The organism is Agromyces humatus (assembly GCF_021228295.1).
In the GTDB taxonomy this organism is placed as follows: Bacteria; Actinomycetota; Actinomycetes; order Actinomycetales; family Microbacteriaceae; genus Agromyces; species Agromyces humatus.
The window spans coordinates 238,474-257,860 of sequence record NZ_JAJQPD010000003.1; the positions used below are offsets into that span (position 1 = coordinate 238,474).

22 protein-coding genes are annotated in these 19,387 nt (G+C 69.4%); 5 read left to right on the forward strand and 17 right to left on the reverse strand.

From position 1 onward, the window contains the following. Positions 1–24: 24 nt before the first annotated feature. The 8 genes from LSF15_RS06350 to LSF15_RS06385 form a co-directional block, all read right to left on the reverse strand. Positions 25–1,044, reverse strand: coding sequence for an Rv1681 family radical SAM protein (locus tag LSF15_RS06350; RefSeq protein WP_232497686.1), 1,020 nt, complete (start codon positions 1,042–1,044; stop codon positions 25–27). Continuing rightward, a complete protein-coding gene (locus LSF15_RS06355; RefSeq protein ID WP_232497687.1) occupies positions 1,038–1,862 on the reverse strand; it encodes an Rv1680 family SBP-like protein in 825 nt (274 codons plus the stop codon). Before LSF15_RS06355 ends, LSF15_RS06350 begins: the two co-directional genes overlap by 7 nt. After that, entirely contained in the window at positions 1,859–3,043 is a 1,185-nt protein-coding gene (fadE16, locus tag LSF15_RS06360; RefSeq protein WP_232497688.1) for an Rv1679 family acyl-CoA dehydrogenase, read from the reverse strand. Before fadE16 ends, LSF15_RS06355 begins: the two co-directional genes overlap by 4 nt. Beyond that, entirely contained in the window at positions 3,043–3,489 is a 447-nt protein-coding gene (locus tag LSF15_RS06365) for an Rv1678 family membrane protein (RefSeq protein ID WP_232497689.1), read from the reverse strand. Before LSF15_RS06365 ends, fadE16 begins: the two co-directional genes overlap by 1 nt. Further along, positions 3,486–4,022: a TQO small subunit DoxD gene (locus tag LSF15_RS06370; RefSeq protein ID WP_232497690.1), complete on the reverse strand. Its 537-nt coding sequence runs from the start codon at positions 4,020–4,022 to the stop codon at positions 3,486–3,488. The genes LSF15_RS06365 and LSF15_RS06370 overlap by 4 nt, the downstream gene beginning before the upstream one ends. A 97-nt stretch (positions 4,023–4,119) precedes the next feature. After that, entirely contained in the window at positions 4,120–5,487 is a 1,368-nt protein-coding gene (locus LSF15_RS06375) for a hypothetical protein (protein WP_232497691.1), read from the reverse strand. Positions 5,488–5,503: 16 nt separating this feature from the next. Beyond that, positions 5,504–6,151: a TIGR04282 family arsenosugar biosynthesis glycosyltransferase gene (locus tag LSF15_RS06380; protein WP_232497692.1), complete on the reverse strand. Its 648-nt coding sequence runs from the start codon at positions 6,149–6,151 to the stop codon at positions 5,504–5,506. Then, positions 6,148–6,816, reverse strand: a complete 669-nt coding sequence (locus LSF15_RS06385; protein WP_232497693.1) for a glycosyltransferase family 2 protein — start codon at positions 6,814–6,816, stop codon at positions 6,148–6,150. The genes LSF15_RS06380 and LSF15_RS06385 overlap by 4 nt, the downstream gene beginning before the upstream one ends. A gap of 107 nt (positions 6,817–6,923) precedes the next feature. On the opposite strand from LSF15_RS06385, the gene LSF15_RS06390 reads away from it, so the two are divergent. Next, positions 6,924–7,673 (forward strand): response regulator transcription factor, encoded by a 750-nt coding sequence (locus LSF15_RS06390; protein ID WP_232497694.1) that lies wholly within the window; start codon positions 6,924–6,926, stop codon positions 7,671–7,673. Beyond that, a complete protein-coding gene (locus LSF15_RS06395; RefSeq protein ID WP_232497695.1) occupies positions 7,660–8,805 on the forward strand; it encodes a sensor histidine kinase in 1,146 nt (381 codons plus the stop codon). The genes LSF15_RS06390 and LSF15_RS06395 overlap by 14 nt, the downstream gene beginning before the upstream one ends. A gap of 23 nt (positions 8,806–8,828) precedes the next feature. Here LSF15_RS06395 and LSF15_RS06400 read toward each other — a convergent pair whose 3' ends face one another. Together LSF15_RS06400 and LSF15_RS06405 are read right to left on the reverse strand one after the other, a co-directional pair. Further along, positions 8,829–9,869, reverse strand: a complete 1,041-nt coding sequence (locus LSF15_RS06400; RefSeq protein WP_232497696.1) for an NAD-dependent epimerase/dehydratase family protein — start codon at positions 9,867–9,869, stop codon at positions 8,829–8,831. Continuing rightward, positions 9,866–10,663 carry an MTAP family purine nucleoside phosphorylase gene (locus LSF15_RS06405; protein ID WP_232497697.1) on the reverse strand — a complete coding sequence of 266 codons (798 nt, stop codon included), beginning with the start codon at positions 10,661–10,663 and terminating at the stop codon, positions 9,866–9,868. The genes LSF15_RS06400 and LSF15_RS06405 overlap by 4 nt, the downstream gene beginning before the upstream one ends. 192 nt (positions 10,664–10,855) lie before the next feature. Between LSF15_RS06405 and LSF15_RS06410 the strand changes: the two genes are divergently transcribed. Together LSF15_RS06410 and LSF15_RS06415 are read left to right on the forward strand one after the other, a co-directional pair. Continuing rightward, positions 10,856–11,356: a thioredoxin family protein gene (locus tag LSF15_RS06410; RefSeq protein WP_232497698.1), complete on the forward strand. Its 501-nt coding sequence runs from the start codon at positions 10,856–10,858 to the stop codon at positions 11,354–11,356. Between the two features lie 52 nt (positions 11,357–11,408). Beyond that, a complete protein-coding gene (locus tag LSF15_RS06415; protein ID WP_232497699.1) occupies positions 11,409–12,149 on the forward strand; it encodes a cytochrome c biogenesis CcdA family protein in 741 nt (246 codons plus the stop codon). 273 nt (positions 12,150–12,422) lie between these two features. Here the strand turns inward: LSF15_RS06415 and LSF15_RS06420 are convergent, their stop codons facing one another. Continuing rightward, positions 12,423–13,385: a helix-turn-helix transcriptional regulator gene (locus LSF15_RS06420; protein ID WP_232497700.1), complete on the reverse strand. Its 963-nt coding sequence runs from the start codon at positions 13,383–13,385 to the stop codon at positions 12,423–12,425. 63 nt (positions 13,386–13,448) lie between these two features. On the opposite strand from LSF15_RS06420, the gene LSF15_RS06425 reads away from it, so the two are divergent. Then, positions 13,449–14,591 carry an epoxide hydrolase family protein gene (locus tag LSF15_RS06425; protein WP_232497701.1) on the forward strand — a complete coding sequence of 381 codons (1,143 nt, stop codon included), beginning with the start codon at positions 13,449–13,451 and terminating at the stop codon, positions 14,589–14,591. 164 nt (positions 14,592–14,755) lie between these two features. Here the strand turns inward: LSF15_RS06425 and LSF15_RS06430 are convergent, their stop codons facing one another. From LSF15_RS06430 to rpsF, 6 genes are all read right to left on the reverse strand, one after another. Continuing rightward, positions 14,756–15,178, reverse strand: a complete 423-nt coding sequence (locus LSF15_RS06430) for a hypothetical protein (RefSeq protein ID WP_232497702.1) — start codon at positions 15,176–15,178, stop codon at positions 14,756–14,758. A gap of 373 nt (positions 15,179–15,551) precedes the next feature. Further along, positions 15,552–16,925 (reverse strand): replicative DNA helicase, encoded by a 1,374-nt coding sequence (dnaB, locus tag LSF15_RS06435; RefSeq protein ID WP_232497703.1) that lies wholly within the window; start codon positions 16,923–16,925, stop codon positions 15,552–15,554. A 523-nt stretch (positions 16,926–17,448) separates the two neighbouring features. Next, the gene (gene rplI, locus LSF15_RS06440) at positions 17,449–17,901 is read right to left on the reverse strand and encodes a 50S ribosomal protein L9 (protein WP_232497704.1); all 453 of its coding nucleotides are present in this window, start codon (positions 17,899–17,901) and stop codon (positions 17,449–17,451) included. An 11-nt stretch (positions 17,902–17,912) separates the two neighbouring features. Continuing rightward, positions 17,913–18,173: a 30S ribosomal protein S18 gene (gene rpsR, locus LSF15_RS06445; protein WP_056727560.1), complete on the reverse strand. Its 261-nt coding sequence runs from the start codon at positions 18,171–18,173 to the stop codon at positions 17,913–17,915. Between the two features lie 68 nt (positions 18,174–18,241). Then, positions 18,242–18,766: a single-stranded DNA-binding protein gene (locus LSF15_RS06450; protein ID WP_232497705.1), complete on the reverse strand. Its 525-nt coding sequence runs from the start codon at positions 18,764–18,766 to the stop codon at positions 18,242–18,244. 5 nt (positions 18,767–18,771) lie between these two features. Further along, positions 18,772–19,203, reverse strand: coding sequence for a 30S ribosomal protein S6 (gene rpsF / locus LSF15_RS06455; protein WP_232497706.1), 432 nt, complete (start codon positions 19,201–19,203; stop codon positions 18,772–18,774). Positions 19,204–19,387: the final 184 nt, after the last annotated feature.

A 19,387-nucleotide genomic window follows, 5' to 3' on the forward strand; every position in this document is an offset into this window, starting at 1 on the left:
TCGTTATGAACTGACTTGCGTTCGTTATGAGCAGGGGAACCAGTCGGCGGCCCGATCGGCCGTCTCGCGGTGTCGCACGAACCGCTGCCGTACGTCGGCGATGGCGTCGGCGAGCGGGAAGATCTCGCGCCGAACGAACTGCGACTCATCGGTCGCGGAGACCGGATGCCACCACACGCCCTCCGCGGTGATCGTGACCTCGGGGATGAGGGATTCTACCGTGAGTTCGATACCGTCGTCGGCTGCGCCCTGGTGGGCGACTGCGCGGATCACCTGGTTCTCGGGGCGGATGCCGAGCGTACCGAGGAACGCCTTGAACGGCGCGACCTCATGGGTCTGCTCGGCCGGGAGGGTGGCCGCGACCTTCACGTCGAAGCCCTCGTCGAGCGCCAGCCCGATGCCGGCGACCGCGCGCTCCCACGCGTGAGGTCCGCGGTGCGCGTCGTGCTGTTCGGATGTCGCGGAGTCCAGGCTGATCTGCAGGGTGAGTCGCTCGCGGTCCATCCGGCGGAGTCGCTCGAGGCGAGCTCCGCGGAAGAGCATGCCGTTCGTCAGCAGCGTCGTCGGCAGGTGCGCGGTGCAGGTGGCGACGAGTTCGTCGATATCGGGCAAGAGGAACGGCTCGCCGCCGGTGAGGATCAGCTCACGTACACCGGCCTGCTCCGCCTCTGCGGCAAGTCGCGCGATTCGGTCGGCTCCGAGTGCCCGCCGGTCGGTCTGCGGCGAGGAGCTCACGCAGCAGTAGTCGCAGTGCAGGTTGCAGTCGAAGTTCGTGTACATCCAGAGCCGTGTGCCCGGTACCTGGTCGGGGTCGAGACCGGCGAGCACGTCGGCACTGCGCCCGTGCCGTACGACGACGGCGTCGGACCGCGACTCGACGAGTTCGTTGCCGCTCGCCCGGCACCAGGTGGCGATCATGTCGACGTTGTCGGCGATCTCATCGGCGTCGGAGGCGCCCGATGCGACGTCGAGCGTGATCGTCGAACCGGCCGGGGTGCGACCCAGTTGTTCGATGAGGTCGAGCACGACGCCGTGGTTCACCATCGGTCGTGGATTCCCTGATCTGCGACGGCGGCGAAGAGGCTGCGGTACCCGTCGAGGTTCGGCGGCACCCAGCGGCGCAGTCCCTCCAGCTCGAGGATGGCACGATGATCCGGGTTCTCCCAGTCCATCGCGTACAGGTTCGCGAGCCAGGCCTCGGCCCATTCGCTCGACAGCGCAGGCAGAGCGGTGAAGGTGCAGTGACTGTACTCGGGCGACATCCAGAACGACTCGATCGCGCCGGCCATGATCTCGCCGCGGGTGACGGACCGCCACGTGTTGACGCCGATGGCGGCGGCATCCGCCCGGTCGTCGATCACCGCGCGCAGGGCGTCGAGCTCACTGCGACCGGTGTCGCCGTGCTTGCCGACGTCGCTGTCGATGCGCAGGAACGTGGCGTCGTCGTCGTCGATGCCGGCCTCGTGCAGGTACTGCACGGGAAGGATCGCCGCCTGTGCGGAGTCCCGCGAGCCGAGCGCCAGGCGACGCCCGCGCACCGCCTCGAGCCCGTCGAAGCCGGCGCCGGCGCGCGAAACGAACACGCTCTGGAATGCGACGTCCGTGTCGCGTGAGGCGAGCGCCCGGCAGGCGCCCTCGGTCTGCGCGACCGTGCGCACGTAGGCGAGATTCGTGTTCCACGCGAGGTCGACGGTTGCCGCGATGAGCTCGTCGACGAGCCGGCCGTAGTTCGAGAACAGCACGAAGTCGATCGGGGTGTCGGTGCCGGCGAAGTAGTCGCGCATGCCCTCCCAGACGGTGACGACGTTCGGGGTATACGCGACCGACCCGATGAGGAGCGGGGCGGTCGATGTGCGGATCACGGCGCCGCTCCAGGGCTGGGCGCCGTTGCCGGAACGGGCTCGGTCGGCGCGTCCTCAGCCGGCGGGTCGAAGAGCGGCCGGCCGGTGATCGCCCGACCGTAGAACTCGTAGAGCGCGTCTGCGGTCGGGGCCATCACATGACCGGCACGTGCATCGCGGAAGTACCGGTCGATCTGCAGGTGCTGCGAGAAGGCTGCGCCGCCGCACACCCGCATGGCCGCGTCGGTGATGCGCAGCGCGGTGTCGTTCGCGGTGGCCTTGCTGCCGAGCACGAACAGCGGTGTGTCGTCCGCGGTCTCGGCCACGCGGCTCGCCGCCCGGTCCAGGTACGCCGATGCGGTCGCGAGGTCGATCGACATCTTGGCGAGCTGGGCGCGGATCGTCGGGAGCGCCGACAGGGTCTGGTCGAGATGCTCGAAGCGCGCCCCGGCGGTGTGCCGGATCGCGGCATCCACGGCGGCGCGGCTCAGCCCGAGCGAGACCGCGGAGTTGCCGAGGTTGAACCAGGGCAACACCACGCCGAGCATGAGGTCGGTGCCCGTCCCGGTGTCTCCGAGTCGCAGGTCTTCGGGGAGCGTGACGTCGAAGGTCATCGGGCTGGACGCGTTGCCCCGGAGTCCCATCCCCGAGAACGGTGAGTCGACGGCGACACCCGGATTGCCGGCTGCGATCGCGTAGAGATCGACGCCCGAGGCATCCGGCGTCTTCGTCGAGAGGACGTACAGGTCGGCGTGCCCTGCGGAGGTGACCCAGCTCTTCTTCGCCGTGACGTGCAGTCCGCGGCCGTCGTCAGCGGGTTGCGAGACCGGCGCCCAGAAGTGCGAGCGAGATCCCGCCTCGGAAAGGGCGAGCGATGCGAGGACCCGGCCTGACGCGAGGTCGCCGAGGAGGCCGGGTGTTCCCGATGGTGTGGCGGTCGCGAGGGGCATCGAGGCCGACACGTGCATCAGGTAGATCATCGCGGTCGACCCGCACGCGCCCGCGACGGCGGTCATCACGTCGACGAGGTCCTGCGGACCTCCGCCGAGGCCGCCGTGCTCGGACGGCAGGGTGAGACCCAGCAGGCCGGACTCGCGGAGCGCGGCCACCGCCTCGTCGGGGAACCGGCCGCGCTGGTCGACGTCGTGGGCGTGCTCGGACGCGACCGCGAGCACCGGTTCGAGCCGGTCGTGGAGGTCCATCAGGGGTCGGCCTTCCTGTCGAGGATCGAGGTGGTGCCTGGCGGCGTGGATGCGGCGGAGCGGCGGGCGAGGCCGACGGCGAGCAGACCGATGCCGAACGCGCCGAGGAGCGCCATCATCGACGCGTCGCCGCCGAGCGGCCGCGGTGAGAGCGGCAGCGTGGCGAGCTGTACGAGTGCGGCGATCGTGAGCCCGCCGCCTGCCACGAGGATCAGGCTGCCGCGGTGCAGCGCACCGCCCAGGATGCCGACGAGGCCGAGCGCGGCGAGCACGATCGCGCCACCGAGGCCGACGTGCGCGAAGTCGATCGGAGTGGGCGCATCGGCGCCGAGCACGAAGATCGACGAGACGAGGCTTCCCGCGCCCAGGGCGATCGCCGCGCGGTCATAACGCGCGCGATCGTCGTTCACGAGAGCCGCACCGTTCACGAGAGCCTCACTGTTCACGAGAGCCTCACCATCGCTCGAGCAAGCCGGCCGGAAGACCGCGACCAGGCCGGCCGCAGCACGCCGTCGAGTCCGAACCAACGTCCCGCCGCCGTCGCGAAGATCGCGAGGTGGGCCAGAAACATCAGGTAGTACGACCAGTGCCACTCGTGCGGCGCGTTCAGCACCGAAAGGGTGATCGCGAGCGTCTGCGCGAGCCCCACCACCGCCCAGAAGCGCGTCGCGAGGCCGATGAGCAGGAAGGCCCCCAAGCCGCCCTCGACCAGGAGGATGATCCATCCGACGACCTCGATGCTGGGCAGGAAGAGCACCTCGACGAACGCCGAGTACGGCGGGAACACCGGGAATTCGACGGCCTGGCCCGCCCAGAAGAACAGGCCGTTGTCATCCGCCCGTCCGAAGTCGGGCGGACGCTTCCACGCCACGTTCTGGATCCACATCACCGCAACGCCGATGCGCACGACAGAGAGCAGCCCTCGCGACAATCCCGACGCCAGCGGACCTGCCGGCGGATCGTGCATCGCAGCGGTCATCGACGACCCCTCTCTCCGCCCTCAGTCAACGCAGGGGATCGTGGTGCGGCAATGGCGAATCCTTACGAAGTGCTGACGACGTCGTGCTCTCCCCGCATCACCACCCGGTGAAGAGCAGATGTTGCACGATGAGTGCGAAACCGAGCTGGCCCGCGAACCCGATGCGTCGCCAGCGCTCCGAGAGCAGCGCCGTGCCGAGCAGCATCCACGGCACGAACGGCAGCCAGATGCGCTCGACCTCCGCCTTGCTCATCTGCGACAGGTCGGCGGCGAGCACCGTGAGGGTGCCGGCGAGGGCGAGCAGCGCGATCGCGCGATCGCCCGCAACGAGGATCCCGAGCCCGAAGCCGCGCTGCACGGTCGCCGCGACCGCCGCGCCGACCATCGGTCCCGCACTCACTGCGAGGGCGGCGAGGTTGCCCCAGACCCAGTAGGTGAACTGGCGCCGGCTCGCGACGCCGTCCCAGTAGCGCTCGACGAGCACCGGGTACGCCTCCCACCACACGAAGCCGAGCACCGCGAACGTGAGCACCAACCCAACGGCGGCCACGACCGCCCACGGCAACGGCCGCCAGGTTCGGACGAACACGAGCACGGCGATGGCGAGGATGCCGAGGAGCGGGAGCCCGTACGAGAGCATCACGCAATAGCCGAGCAGCAGCCCCGCAGCGATCCCCCAGCCGGCGGTCCCACGCCACGTCGCAGCGGTGGCCGAGTAGGCGAGCGCGCAGAGCCCCCACGCCGCGACCGCGCCGAACATGCCGTCGGCCGAGACCGCCATCCAGATCGCCGCCGGCCCCATCACCAGGAACGGCGCCGCACGGCGAGCCCACCTCTCCGCGCCGAGTCGGCGGAGCAGCAGCAGGACGGCGACGGGCGTCGTGGCCGCCACCGACAGCACGACGAATCCGGCGGCGAGGCCGCTGCCGAGCCCGAGCTGCACGAGCACGCCGAAGAACAGCAGCGCGCCCGGCGGGTGGCCCGCGAGGTGCACGGGCCAGTTGTCCTCCGAGTCGAGCGGGATGCGTGAGACGTACTCGCGCAGCGTCGCAGGGAAGTCGGTGACGGCCCGCGCCGTGTCGAGGTACTCGTATTGCGTGTCCAGGATGACCCCGATGCCGTCGAGTCCGTCGACGGTCGCGAGGCTCACGAGCCAGGCCACCCCGACGACGTAGCTCCCCGCGAGCAGCGCCCGCCACGGCGCCCGCGCGGCCGCGTCGACGCCTGAGGTGGACGCAAGCACCGCGAGCACGACGGCCGGCAGCGTGCCGGGGCCGAGCCGCGGAATCCACTCCGCGTGCAGCGGCGGGAACGACTTGACGTGCACGCTCTGGCCGAGCAGCACTGGAACGGCCATCGCGAGTCCGATGAGCGCGACGGCGATCCCGAGCCCGATCCACGGTGCGAGGCTCCGCCGCGGCCGCGCGGTCGGCCGCCGGCTCGCCGGCGCGGTCTCGGTGGTCATGACGCGATCGATGAATTCATGCGGGCCGCCCCACCGTGAGCCGCCGGAACTCGCGCGCGAACCGCGAGTCGGGCGCAGTCGCGGCGACGATGGATGCCTCGGCCACGGTATCGATGTCGGTGAGCACGGGAAGCGTCCCCACCGAGAGACCCGCCTCCACGAGCCGGTGGCGCTGCCGCGCACCCGTATCGTCGCGCGACATCGGCACGCCGCGGACGAGGTCGCCGCGCGGCTCTCGCATGCCGAGCGCCCAGAATCCGCCGTCGGCCGCGGGGCCGAACCAGCAGTCGACCCCGCCGACGGTCCCGGGAGCGAACGACACGAGTGCCGCAGCGACGTCGGCGGGGCAGAGCTGCGGGGTGTCCATGCCCACAAGCAGCATCGGCTCGGTGAACACGTCGAAGACGTGCGCGAGCCGCTCGTCGAGCCCGCCGCCGACCTGTGGCAGCAGGTCGAATCCGAGCCGCGACGCCGCCGAAGGCTGGCGGATCCCGTCGAAGAAGAGCACCCGCCGCGAGGCGGGGAGCGACGCGACCGTCGAGAGGGTGTCGTCGAGGCACTCCGCCGCGAGCCGCGCGGCCTCCGCCGGCGAGAACGGCGGGCTCAGGCGAGTCTTCACCTGCCCCGGCAGGCACTCCTTGGCGATCACGACGATCGTGGTCACCGCGACACCTCCGTGAAGATCCGCGACATGTCGGCGACCGCCGTGACCGTGCCCCGCAGGGTACCCGTGACCTTCGACCGGCCCATTCGCGGTGCGTAGGCGACATCGACCTCTCGGATCGACCATCCGGCGGCTGCGGCCCGCAGCACCATCTCGAGTGAGTACCCGCTGCGCCGGTCCCGGAGACCCAGTGCCAGCAGGTCAGCGGTGCGCGCGACCCTGAGCGGGCCGAGATCGTGCAGACGGATGCCGGTGCGCCGCGACATCCGTGCGGCGAGCACGCGGTTGGCGAGCCGGGCGTGAAGCGGCCATGCGGTGCGGATAGTCGGCCGTCGCCGCCCGAGCACGAGATCGGCGCCGCCCTGCTCGAGGAGCTCCACGAGGCGCGGAAGCTCGGCGGGGTCGAGCGATGCGTCGGCGTCGCAGAACGCGACGAGCGGGGCATCCGCCGCTTCGAGTCCCGCATGAGCGGCTGCGCCGAACCCGCGCCGCGGCTCCGTCACGACGAGCAGGCCGAGCTCCCGCGCGATCTCGGCCGAGCGATCGGTGCAGCCGTTGTCGACGACGATGGCCCGCACTCCGGTCGGCAGGCGGCCGAGCACCCACGGCAGCGCCTGCTCCTCATCGAGACACGGGAGCACCAGGTCGACGCGGGATGCCGCCATGGTTTCGACGTTAGGTCAGAGTATCGACGCGGGTCGTCGGGCAAGTCTTACAGAACGCGAACGGTTGGCCGAGGCCACGGGATTCGGCGTGGGAGCGGACGTAGTCTGTGAACGTGTCCGCCGCTGCCCCCTCTTCGATCGGCAACGAGGACCTCGTCGGCCGACGAGTGCTGCTCGTCGATGACGACCCGACGGTCGCCGAGGTCGCGTCGAGCTACCTGCGCGCCAGCGGCTTCGTCGTCGAGGAGGCGGGTGACGGCTTCACGGCCCTGCAGGACGCGGAGCGTCTCGCGCCGGACCTCATCGTGCTCGACCGGATGCTGCCCGGCATCGACGGCCTCGAGGTGTTTCGGCGGCTGCGCGAACGCATGTCGACCCCGGTCATCCTGCTCACCGCCCTCGGCTCCGAAGACGACCGCATCGCGGGACTCGCGGCCGGAGCCGACGACTACCTTGCGAAGCCGTTCTCGCCGCGCGAACTCGTGCTGCGCGTGCAGTCGGTGCTGCGCCGCTCGATCGGAGAGTTCACGCCCGAGTCCGTGCTCGAGTGCGGCGAGTTCCGCCTCGACCCGTCGGCCCGCATCGCGACCCGGGCGGGCGTCGAGCTGTCACTCACGGTCCGCGAGTTCGACCTGTTCGAGTTCCTGCTGAAGCATCCGAACCAGGTCTTCAGCCGTGAGGATCTGCTGCGCACGGTGTGGGGCTGGACCTACGGCGACCTCTCCACGGTCACCGTGCACGTGCGCCGGCTGCGGGAGAAGATCGAACGCGATCCGCGATCGCCGGCCATGCTGACGACCGTCTGGGGCGTCGGCTACCGATTCTCGATGGGTGGTGTTCCGGATGCCGTGGTCTGATCTCGTCGCGGTCGCCTCGATCACGCTCGCCACGACCGCGATCGTGGGCGGGCTCGGTATCGTCGCGCTGTTGTTGCTTCGGCGTGCGTCGCTCGTCGTGCAGGTGTGCGTGCTCGTACTCGCCGCGATCGTGTCGGTCGTGGCGAGCATGGTCGGCGTCGCCAACGCGATGTACCTCTCCGAGCACGACCTCACCGTCGCCGTGGCCGTCGCGGCGAGCTCGGGTGTCGTGTCGCTCGTACTTGTCGCGGTGCTCGGCTGGCTCGTCGCGCGCAACTCGCGAGCACTGTCGGTCGCGGCCCGGCGCATCGGCGCGGGTGAGCGCCTCGAGTCGGCCGGCCGCTACTCGAACAGCGAGCTCAACGCCCTCGCCGACGAACTCGTCGCGACGAGCGCGAAGCTCGCCGAGTCCCGCGAGCGTGAGCAGCGCATCGAGGCCTCCCGCCGCGAGCTCGTCGCGTGGATCTCGCACGACCTGCGCACCCCGCTCGCTGGCATCCGGGCGATGGCCGAGGCCCTCGAGGACGGCATCGCGCCAGACCCGGCCCGGTACCACCGACAGATGCGCATCCAGGTCGACCAGCTCTCGAGCATGGTCGACGACCTCTTCGAGCTGGCGAAGATCGACTCCGACGCCTTGCACCTCTCGCTCAAGGAGGTGTCGCTCTACGACGTCGTGAGCGACACCGTCGCCGACCTGCGGCCCGCGTCGCGCGGGCGCGACATCCGCGTCGAGGCGCCGCTCGCTCAGGATCTCGTCGTGATGGCCGACCCGCGGGAACTCTCGCGCGCGATCGGAAATCTGCTCATGAACTCGATCCAGCACACACCCGAGGGCTCGCCGATCACGATCGCCGTCGACCTCGTCGACAACCGTGCGATGGTATCGGTGATCGACGCGGGCGGCGGCATCGACGAGGACGACCTCGACCGGGTATTCGAGCCGGCCTGGCGCGGATCGATGGCCCGAACGCCGTCGTTGCGCGAGGGCTCCTCGGGCGGCGCCGGCCTCGGCCTCGCGATCGTCAAGGGCATCATGACCGCGCACCGGGGCGAGGTCACGGTGCGCAACGTGCCGGGCGGCTGCCGCTTCGACCTGCTGCTCCCACGCGACGCCTCGCTCACCGCCTGACGCGCCGGCCGGTGCCGCGACGGTCAGCGGTCGATGGCGAACTCGCGGAGCCCGTCCTCCAGAGACACGGCCGCCCGCCAGCCGAGCTCCGCGCGGGCTCGTCCGGGTGATGCGGTGATGTGCCGGACGTCGCCGAGGCGGTACTCACCGGTGACGATAGGGGTTGGCCCGCGCATGACGCGCGCGAGGCCCTCGGCGACTTCTCCGACCGTCGTCACTGTGCCGGAGCCTATGTTGAACGGGCGCACGGTGCCGGACGCCTGCGCGGGCAGCCAGTCGATCGCCGCGAGGTTCGCGCCCGCGACATCCGTGACGTGCACGAAGTCGCGCCGTTGCCGGCCGTCCTCGAAGACGCGCGGCGCCTCGCCCCGCTCGATCGCCGAGCGGAACAGGGCCGCGACCCCGGCATAGGGGGTGTCTCGCGGCATGCCGGGGCCGTAGACGTTGTGGTACCGCAGCATCGCCGCGGTTCCGCCGGTGGCACGGGCCCAGGTCGCCGCCAGGTGCTCCTGCGCGAGTTTCGTGAGCGCGTAGACGTTGCGGGGGTCGAGCCCGTCGTCCTCGTCGATGAGGTCGGGCTCGAGCGCTTCGCCGGTCTCGGGGTCGCGCGGCTCGAATCGGCCCGCGTCGAGATCGCGTGTCTCGCGGGCGGCCGGTCGGCGGCGACGACCGGCCGCGTCGCGATACGCCCCCTCGCCGTAGACGACCATCGAAGACGCGAGCACGAGCCGACCGGCACCGGATCGGCCCATCGCGGCGACGAGTTCCGCGGTACCGGTGACGTTCGTCGAGGCGTAGTCGGGTGCGTCCGAGAGGGCCACGCCGAGGCCGACCTTGGCCGCCTGGTGGCAGACGGCGTCGACGTGGCGAAGCGCACGATCGAGGGTACCGGGATCACGGATGTCGCCGCGCACGAGCTCGACGCCGTCGATCGCCGCAGGCTCCACGCGGTGGACGTCGTCGCGCAGCGAGTCGAGGACCCGCACCTCGAAGCCGCGGGCTGCGGCGAGCCGCGCGATCTTGCCGCCGATGAACCCGGCGCCGCCCGTGACGAGCAGGATCATCGCGCCACCCGCAGCGCCCGGAGCGCCGCGACGGCCTCGTCGTCGATGAGCGGGCGCGGCGTGTACTCGCTCGGCACGGCCACGACGATCCGTTCGATCGCCGCCACGATGCGTGGCTTCGCCTCGGCGAGCCGGCGGAAGACGAGCTCGGCGGTGACCGCGTCGGGATCGTCGGCCGAGGCACCGCTGTCGGTGTCGGTGACGATGCAGATCGTGACGGTCCCGATTCCGATCTCGGCGGCGAGCGCCACCTCGGGGCACAGCGTCATGTTCACGAGGTCGACACCCGCCTCTCGGAGAATGCGCGACTCGGCAGCGGTCGAGAACCTCGGACCCTGGATCACGGCGACGGTCGCCCGCGGCGCAGCATCCGGCAGTGCCTCGATCGCAAGCGACCGCAGCACCGGGCAGAACGGCTCGGCGAACGGCAGATGCCTGACGAGTCCGGCGTCGAAGAACGTGTCGGCCCGCCCGGACGTGCGGTCGACGAGCTGGTCGGCGAGCGCGAACGACTCGGGCGGGAACGCCGGCCTGAGCGAGCCGACGGCGGTCGTCGAGACCACGGCGCGCACACCCAGGCTCGCGAGGGCCCACAGGTTGGCGCGCGCGTTGATGAGGTGGGGCGCGATCGTGTGGCCCGCGCCGTGCCGGGGCAGGAACGCGACGCGCCGTCCGCCGACTTCGCCCACGGTGACGATCGCGGATCCGTACGGCGTCGTGACGTCGAGTGTCTCGCCGCCATCGACGAGCTCGCCGAGGCCGGTGCCGCCGATCACGCCCACGATGTCCACCACCACTCCACCATGCCGCGCTCGGGCCTCGCGTCGGGAGGGAGATCCTTACGATCCGATGACGGGTCGCCCGCTCCGGTTCATGCGGAGGTGCCCGATGTCAGCAATCCGTAATCTCTCGCATCATCCGGCGCTCGGCGCCTTGGTTAGCGTGGGTGTGAGCGGGGCGAATCCCCGCAGATCGGACGATCCACGATGCACGCACGAAGCAAGGCCGCGGCCGCGCTGCTCGCAACCGCGCTCGCCTTCACGGGGTGTGCGACCCAGCCGACGGATGCCGCGCCCTCCGGTTCGGGCGACCGGACGAGCACCCCGAGCGCGACCCCGGAGATGCCGACCCCGACCGCTGACGCGGCGCCCGAGGCATCCGCCGCCCCGGTGGCGCCCGTCGAGGGCGCCTACGTCGACTACACCGACGGCGTGATCGAGTCGACCGCCGGCCCGAAGGTGCTGTTCTTCCACGCGACCTGGTGCCCGAAGTGCCGCCAGCTCGACGAGGAGCTCCGCGCCCAGGGCGCGCCCGATGGCCTCACGGTGTTCAAGGTCGACTACGACAGCCGCAGCGACTTGCGCCAGAAGTACGGCGTGACACTGCAGACCACCGTCGTGTTCGTCGACGACCGTGGAGAGCTGATCTCGAGCACCGTGCTCTACGACGATCCGTCGATCGCCTCGCTCGTCGCGGCGATCCCATGAGCCCTGCGCGCCAGGACGCGACCGCCGACCCCGATCGAAGCGCCACGCACCCATGACCGCCTCCCTCGTACTGAGCCTCGCCGCCGGCGTCCTGACCGTCGCGGCACCGTGCGTGCTCCCGCTCCTGCCCGTCATCGTGGGCGGCGCGATCGTGCGGGGCGGCGACGAGCGCCGGGCGCGCCGGCGGCCGTACGTCATCGCCGCGTCCCTCGCGGTGAGCGTCGTGGCCTTCACGCTGCTGCTCAAGGCCACCACCGCCCTGCTCGGGGTGCCGCCGCAGGTGTGGCAGCTCGTGTCGGGCGGGATCATCATCCTGCTCGGCGTAGACCTGCTCTTCCCCGCGCTGTGGGACCGCCTCTCGACGGCGCTCCGACTGCAGGCGCGCAGCGGCGAGTTCCTCGACCGTTCGGTGTCACGACAGAGCACGACGGGCGACATCCTCACCGGCGCAGCCCTCGGACCCGTGTTCTCGAGCTGCAGCCCCACCTACGCCCTCATCGTCGCTGCCGTGCTGCCCGTCTCATTCGCCGAGGGAGTGCTCTACGTTGTCGCGTACGCGGTCGGGCTCGCCGCGATGCTGTTGCTCATCGCCCTGCTCGGCCGCAGCCTCGTGCGCCGCCTCGGCTGGCTCGCGAACCCCGGCGGCTGGTTCCGCCGCATCGTCGGCGCGATCTTCGTGCTCGTCGGCATCGCAGTGATCACCGGCTTCGACAAGCAGCTCCAGACGTGGATCCTCGACGCCGGGCTCTACGACCCGATCGCCGGCCTCGAGGAGCTGATCGGCGGCGGGTGAAAGCTTCCTGAAGGCGAGCACCACGATAACGGCGGGACGGCGGTGGCGCGCGTCCCCGGCTATGTCCTATCCAAGATCGCCGACGGCATCCGAGTGGTCCTCGCGGGGATCCTGCTCTGCGAAAGACGGCAATCTGGGGTCGAGGCCAGGGCCGTTGACATCCGTTCGGTTCCCGTCGAAGTCCACGCTTCGTGAGAACGCTTCGGCGAGCCCCTGAATCGGACATCAGGCCTCAGGCCCCCGCCGACATCGTCGAACGATCGACGGCCGGCATTACGTCGTGGATGCGCCACCCGCCGCGCGACGGAACCTCGTCGCGAGGCGATCGAACGCCATCGCGAGCGCGTCTCCCTCGATCACCTCGATATCGACGTCGAGCTGCGCCAACCACAGCGAAAGCCGGTCGGGGTCGTCGGCGCCCAGCTCGACACGGCAGGTGGACTCGTCGACCACCTCGATGTGGACCGGGATGAGGATCTTCGCGGTGACTGCGGCGGCGGGAGCATGCACGAGCACGTGGGCCCGATAGGTCCAGGCCGCCGTGATGACGCGTCTGACGACGTACTCGACGACATCGTCCTCCGGGATCACGCGCGGCCGGAACCTCGCCCCTGTCGGTGCATGCGGAACCATGCGATCGACGCGGAAGACCCGCCAGTCGTCGCGGTCGAGATCCCACGCGAGCAGGTACCAGAGCGGCCCCCAGCTCACCAGCCGTTGCGGTTCGGCGTGGCGCGCCTCTTCGCTGCCCTCGGGCTTCGTGTACCCGAATCGGAGCCGTTCGTGGCCGCGGATCGCGGACGCGACCGCGCTGAGCGCCGAGAGATCGAGCGACGGTCCAGCCCCGGGAACGACGCTCGTCGCCTCACGGATCGCGTCGACGCGCCGACGGAGCCGCGAGGGCATCACCTGCTCCAGCTTCGCGAGTGCGGTCAGCGATGTCTCTTCGACACCGAGCTTCCAGGTCGCGACCGCCCCCAGCCCGACCGCGACGGCTACGGCCTCGTCGTCGTCGAGCAGCAGCGGTGGCATCGCCGTTCCGGCGGCCAACCGGTACCCGCCCGCGACGCCGGGGCGCGCGTCCACCGGATAGCCGAGCGACCGAAGCTTGCCGATGTCGGCGCGCACCGTCCTCGTGCTCACATCGAGCCGACCGGCGAGCTCGGAGCTCGTCCAGTCGCGCTTCAGCTGGAGCAACGACAGCAGTTCGAGCAGGCGGGCCGAGGTCACCAACATGTTCTCGATCATCCCAGCAATCGCGGAAGCTACCCTGCCGCATTACCTGGGAACGTGGATGTCATGAACGAGAACACGGCACTCACACCGTTCCGCATCGACATCCCACAGGCCGACGTCGACGACCTGCGCAACCGGCTGGCACACGCACGCTGGCCGATCCCCGTGCCGGGCCGAGACGATCGCAGCGACTTCAGCCGCGGCATCCCGCTGGTGTACTTGCGGGAGCTCGCCGAGTACTGGCGCGACGGGTTCGACTGGCGTGCGCAGGAGGCGAAGCTCAACGAGTACGAACAATTGACGACGGTCGTCGACGGTCAGACGTTCCACCTCGTCCACGCGCGATCGGCGAACTCGGATGCCATCCCGCTGATCCTGAACCACGGTTGGCCGAGCTCGTTCGTCGACTACCAGCGACTCATCCCGCTGCTGAGCGACGATTTCCACGTGATCATCCCATCGCTGCCCGGCTTCGGGTTCTCCACCCCGCTGTCAGGGACCGGCTGGGAGCTGGCGCGGACGACGGCGGCCTATGCCGAGATCATGGCGCGTCTCGGCTACGAGAGGTTCGCGGCCCACGGCACCGACATCGGGGCCGGCACCACCGGGCGCCTCGCGGCGATCTACCCGGAGCGCGTCATCGGCATGCACGTCGGCGCCGACCGCCGCTTGCTCGGCTTGGTCGGCGGCAAGTTCCCCTACCCCGACGGCCTGTCCGAGGCCGAGACCGCACAACTCGAGGCAGTCCGGACCGAGTATGTGGGCGAGCGCGGGTATCTCGAGATGCAGGACCACCGTCCCGACACGATCGGCGCGGCGCTCACCGACTCGCCGGTCGGTCAGCTCGCGTGGATCGCCGAGAAGTTCAAGACCAGGACCGGCGGTGGCTACCGCACGCCCGATGAGACGGTCGACCGGGATCAGCTCCTCACGAACATCAGCCTGTACTGGTTCACCTGCAGCGGCGCGTCGAGCGCGCAGTTCTACTACGAATCCGAGCACTCCGGACTCGACTTGGTCATGGCCGCCGACGTGCCGTCCGGATGGGCCGTGTTCGACACCCATCCGCTCTTACGTCGCGCGATGGACCCGTGGAAGGCGATCGGCCACTGGAGCGAGTTCACGGAAGGCGGTCACTTCCCCGCGATGGAGGAGCCGGAACTGCTCGCGGACGACATCCGCACCTTCTTCCACGGCATCTCCTGACCCGCGTCATGGCCGGCGAGCCGCCGAGGGGCTCCGACAGCGCTTCGCCCCGGGCCGTGCACGCCGATCCTGTAGGTTCCTGCCCGACTTGGCGGACGGACCGGGGATTCTTCGACGGTTGGCGGTGGTTTGGCGCTCTGGATTCCACGCGAAATGGCGGATTCCTACACCGCCACCCCGTCTCCACGCGGCGCATTCCGCTTCGCACGGCGGCGGGTCCCGAACTCCGCCCAGGCGAGCGCGGCGGCCACGACGATCTCGACGCCCACCGTCGCCAGCAGCCCAACGCCCGCTGCATCCGTGATCACCGAGTACACACCGACCGCGGCGTAGGTCAGCCAGGCAGCGATGAAGGCGACGCTGACCGCGAGGCGCCCACGCGACGGAGGCTCGCGGCGCACCAGGAAAAGCGCGATGCCGAAGCCAGCGGTCCCCACCCCTGCGCGGAAACCGAACCAGGCCGCCACCGGCTCGATCTCCAAACCCCAGGACGTCAGCGGGACCGACGGCGCGACGAGCCATGCCACCGGGATCAGCCAGCAGTACACCGCGAGGATGGTCGCGACCCAGAAATACCGGCGGCTCATGCTACTGCTCGCTGGGTCGACCGGGCCGGAACGGGATCGATGCACACAAGAGCCGAAGGCATCGCGCTTCGCTGACAGGGCGCTGTGGATCAGGGGTCATATCGGTTCCTAGTTCCCCAGGACGGCGGGCCTTCGCGTGATGATGCTCACTATGGCAGACCTCGGCCCATGACCACAACGGCTCCACGACGGCGGGCGGGCACGGCGCACGGGCTCTTCGCGACAGGGCGAGAACCCTCGGGAGAGCTTCCGCCTGCCCGGTCAGCCGATCTCGCTCCCCATCGATTCCCACTGGAGTCTTCGGATCCGAAAGACCTCCGAGATGTCGACTGGGAAAACGAAGACTCCGGCGGGAAACTACCGATCCACAGAACTACACCTGCACCATGTCGGCGAACCGCGAGAAGTGCCCGTGGAACGCAACCGTGATCGTGCGAGTCGGGCCGTTTCGGTGCTTCGCGACGATGAGGTCGGCCTCACCAGCGCGCGGGCTGTCGCGCTCGTAGGCGCTCTCGCGGTGCAACAGGATCACCATGTCGGCGTCCTGCTCGATCGAGCCCGACTCACGCAGGTCGCTGAGGGCCGGCATCTTGTCGGCTCGCTGCTCGGGGCCACGGTTCAGCTGCGACAGGGCGACCACCGGAACCTGCAGCTCTTTCGCGAGCAGCTTGAGCGCGCGCGAGAACTCCGACACCTCCTGCTGGCGGCTCTCGACGCGCTTGCCGCTCGTCATGAGCTGCAGGTAGTCGATGACGACCATCTTGAGACCCACGCGCTGCTTGAGCCGGCGGCACTTCGCGCGGATCTCGACGAGCGTCATGTTGGGGGAGTCGTCGATGTAGAGCGGCGCCTCATTGATGCGACCGCGCGTCGAGGCGATCGTGGTCCAGTCGCGCGAGTCGACGGTGCCCTTGCGCATGTTCTGCAGCGGCACGGATGACTCTGCCGAGAGCAGGCGCATCGCGATTTCGCTCTTGCCCATCTCGAGCGAGAAGAACACCGACGGCAGGTCGTTCGTGATCGACGCGGCACGGGCGAAGTCGAGGGCGAGCGTCGACTTTCCCATGGCGGGCCGGGCTGCGACGATGATCATCTGCCCGGGGTGGAACCCGTTGGTCAGGTCGTCGAGGTCGGCGAAGCCCGTCGGCACGCCCGTGAACTTGCCGTCGGTGTGCTTGGCCGCCTCGATCTCGTCGATCGCCACCGTGACCGCATCGGAGAGCGGCACGTAGTCTTCGGTCTCGACCGAGCCGGTGACCGAGTAGATCTCGGCCTGGGCGTTGTTGACGAGGTCGGTGACCTCGCCCTCGCCCGCGTAACCCATCTGGACGATGCGGGTGCCGGCCTCGACGAGGCGTCGCAGCAGCGCCCGCTCGGCGACGATCGAGGCGTAGAAACCGGCGTTCGCAGCCGTCGGCACCAGGCTCGTCAGGTTGTGCAGGTATTCGACGCCGCCGGCACGCTGCAGTTCACCCGCCTTGGTGAGCTCATCGGTGACCGCGATGACGTCGGTGGGTTCGCCGTGTGAGTAGAGCGTCAGGATCGCGTTGAAGACGACCTCGTGCTTCGGCACGTAGAAGTCGACGCCGCGGATGGTCTCGATGACATCGGCCACGGCGTCCTTCGAGAGCATCATGCCGCCGAGTGCACTCTGCTCTGCGAGGAGATCGTGCGGAGGAACTCGCTCGCCCCGTCGGGCTTCACCGTCGTCGACGGGATCTGCGAGCCCGATGTGCGCGATCGACAACTGGATGCCTCCGATTTCGGCTCCGAAGAGCTGGATTCCCCGGCCCGCTCTTCAGTGTGATCGGAGCCACTGACATGGGCTCTCCGACCGGGTGCCAACCGCTGACCGAGGGACGCTGATTCACGATATGGACTGCCCGTCCACAGCACAACCCGACCTGTGGATAACTCTGTGGACAGACTGCGCGAAACGCCGCTGTACATGTGCACTCGGCCTGTGGAAAACTGTGGAATTAGTGTGAATTACACCGTTGCAATTTCAGCTTTACCGGGGGTTTTCAGTTTCCACACCTGTGGGGAAAAAGTTCTTCAGATTCCCACCGCCGAGAACGCCTCACCTGTGTACAACCCTCCGAGTGAATCCACAAGGAACTTGCGCTCGACCCGCCCGCGGGTGTATCCGGACAATGAGATCAGCAAGGTACCGCGCCGAGCTGCGCCGCAGGCGCGAACGCACTGCACGGGAACGACGAACGGCGGCCGGAACCGAGGTTCCGACCGCCGTCTGCGTCGTGCTGGGCGAGTTACTTCGCCGCGACCACCTGAAGGGTGATCGTCGCCGAGAGCTCGTCGTGGAGGCGAACCGTCGCCTCGTGGTCACCGACCGCCTTGATGGGCGTGGTGATCTGGATCTTGCGCTTGTCGAGGTCGCCGAGGCCGGCCGCCGCGACCGCGGCCGCGACATCCGCCACCTTCACCGAACCGAACAGGCGGCCGCCGAGGCCCGCCTTCACGGCCAGCCTGACCTTGCCCGACTCGAGCTTGGCCTTGAGGGCCTGCGCGTCCTCGAGCGAGTGCAGCTCGCGAGCGGCACGCGCCGCCTTGATCTGCTCGACCTGCTTCTCGCCACCGCGGGTCCACGGCGTGGCGAATCCCTGAGGAACCAGGTAGTTGCGCGCGTAGCCGTTCTTGACCTCGACGACGTCGCCGGGCGTGCCGAGGCCGCTGACCTCGTGCGTGAGAATAACCTTTGCCATTGTCGTGCTCCTTAGCGGCCGGAGCCCGAGTAGGGCAGGAGGGCCATCTCGCGCGCGTTCTTCACGGCGCGGGCGATGAGGCGCTGCTCCTGCACGGAGACACCGGTGATGCGACGGGCGCGGATCTTTCCACGCTCCGAGATGAACTTGCGAAGGGTCGCGACGTCTTTGTAGTCGATGACACCGACCTTGATGGACTTCGCCGGGGCGGCGTTCTTCGCGCCCTTCCCGCGGCTCGGCTTGCGGCGATCGCCGCTCGACTTTCCAGCCATTGTCTTTCCTGTCTTGAGGTTCGCGGGTTGAGGAGCGGCGGAGCCGCGTCTCGAACCCACAGTGAGTATTAGAAGGGGGTCTCGTCGCCGTAGTTGGTGCCGGGCGTGTTCCAGACGTCGCCGCCGCCGCCGCCCTGCTGGGCTGCTGCGGGCGCGCTGGGTGCCCATGCGTCGTCGGACTGGCCGCCCCCGAAGGAGCCGCCGCCGCCGCCGACCGCACCGCGGTTCGACTGGGCGCGCGTCACGGACGCGGTGGCGTAGCGCAGGCTCGGACCGATCTCGTCGATCTCGAGCTCCATGGTGGTGCGCTTCTCGCCTTCCTTCGTCTCGTAGGAACGCTGCTTGAGACGCCCGGAAGCGATGACCCGGGAACCCTTGGTGAGAGATCCGGCGACGTGCTCGGCGAATTCACGCCAGACGCTCGCGCGCAGGAACAACGCTTCACCGTCCTTCCACTCGTTCGCCTGACGGTCGAACGTGCGGGGGGTGGACGCAATGGTGAAGTTGGCAACCGCGAGTCCGTTCTGCGTGTAGCGCAGCTCGGGATCTGCAGTGAGGTTGCCCACCACGGTGATGATGGTCTCGCCGGCCATGGGGACTAGGCGTCCTTCTTGGCCGAGGCAGGTGCCGCGGCGACGGCAGCAGCCGGGGCGGCGGCCTTCGCACCGGCCCGGGCGGAAGCGGCGGCCTTCTTCGCGGCCTTCTCCTCCTGCGCCTTGGCGTGGGCGGCGACCTGGGCGATCGCCTCTTCGGCGCGGAGCACCTTGGTGCGCATGACGGCCTCGCTGAGGTTCAGCTGGCGGTCGAGCTCATCGGTGGTCTTGGACTCAGCGGTGAAGTCGACGACGGCGTAGATGCCCTCGGACTTCTTGTTGATCTCGTAGGCCAGACGACGACGTCCCCAGATGTCGACCTTGTCGACGGTGCCGCCATCATTACGGATGACGTTGAGGAACTTGTCAAGGCTGGGAGCAACGGTGCGCTCATCGATCTCGGGATCGAGGATAACCATCAGCTCGTATTGGTGCATGACTAACCCACCTCCTTCGGACTCAAACGGCTACAGGATCTCTGCAGCAGGAGGGTTGTGCATACGTCACGTCGTGGAGGCCGCACAATCGCGGCGCACGGGCAACCGGTACAGCCTAGCGGATGTCCCTCCCCGGCGCCATTCGCCCCCTCGCCAATCGCTTCCCGGGGTGCTTTCGTGCCAG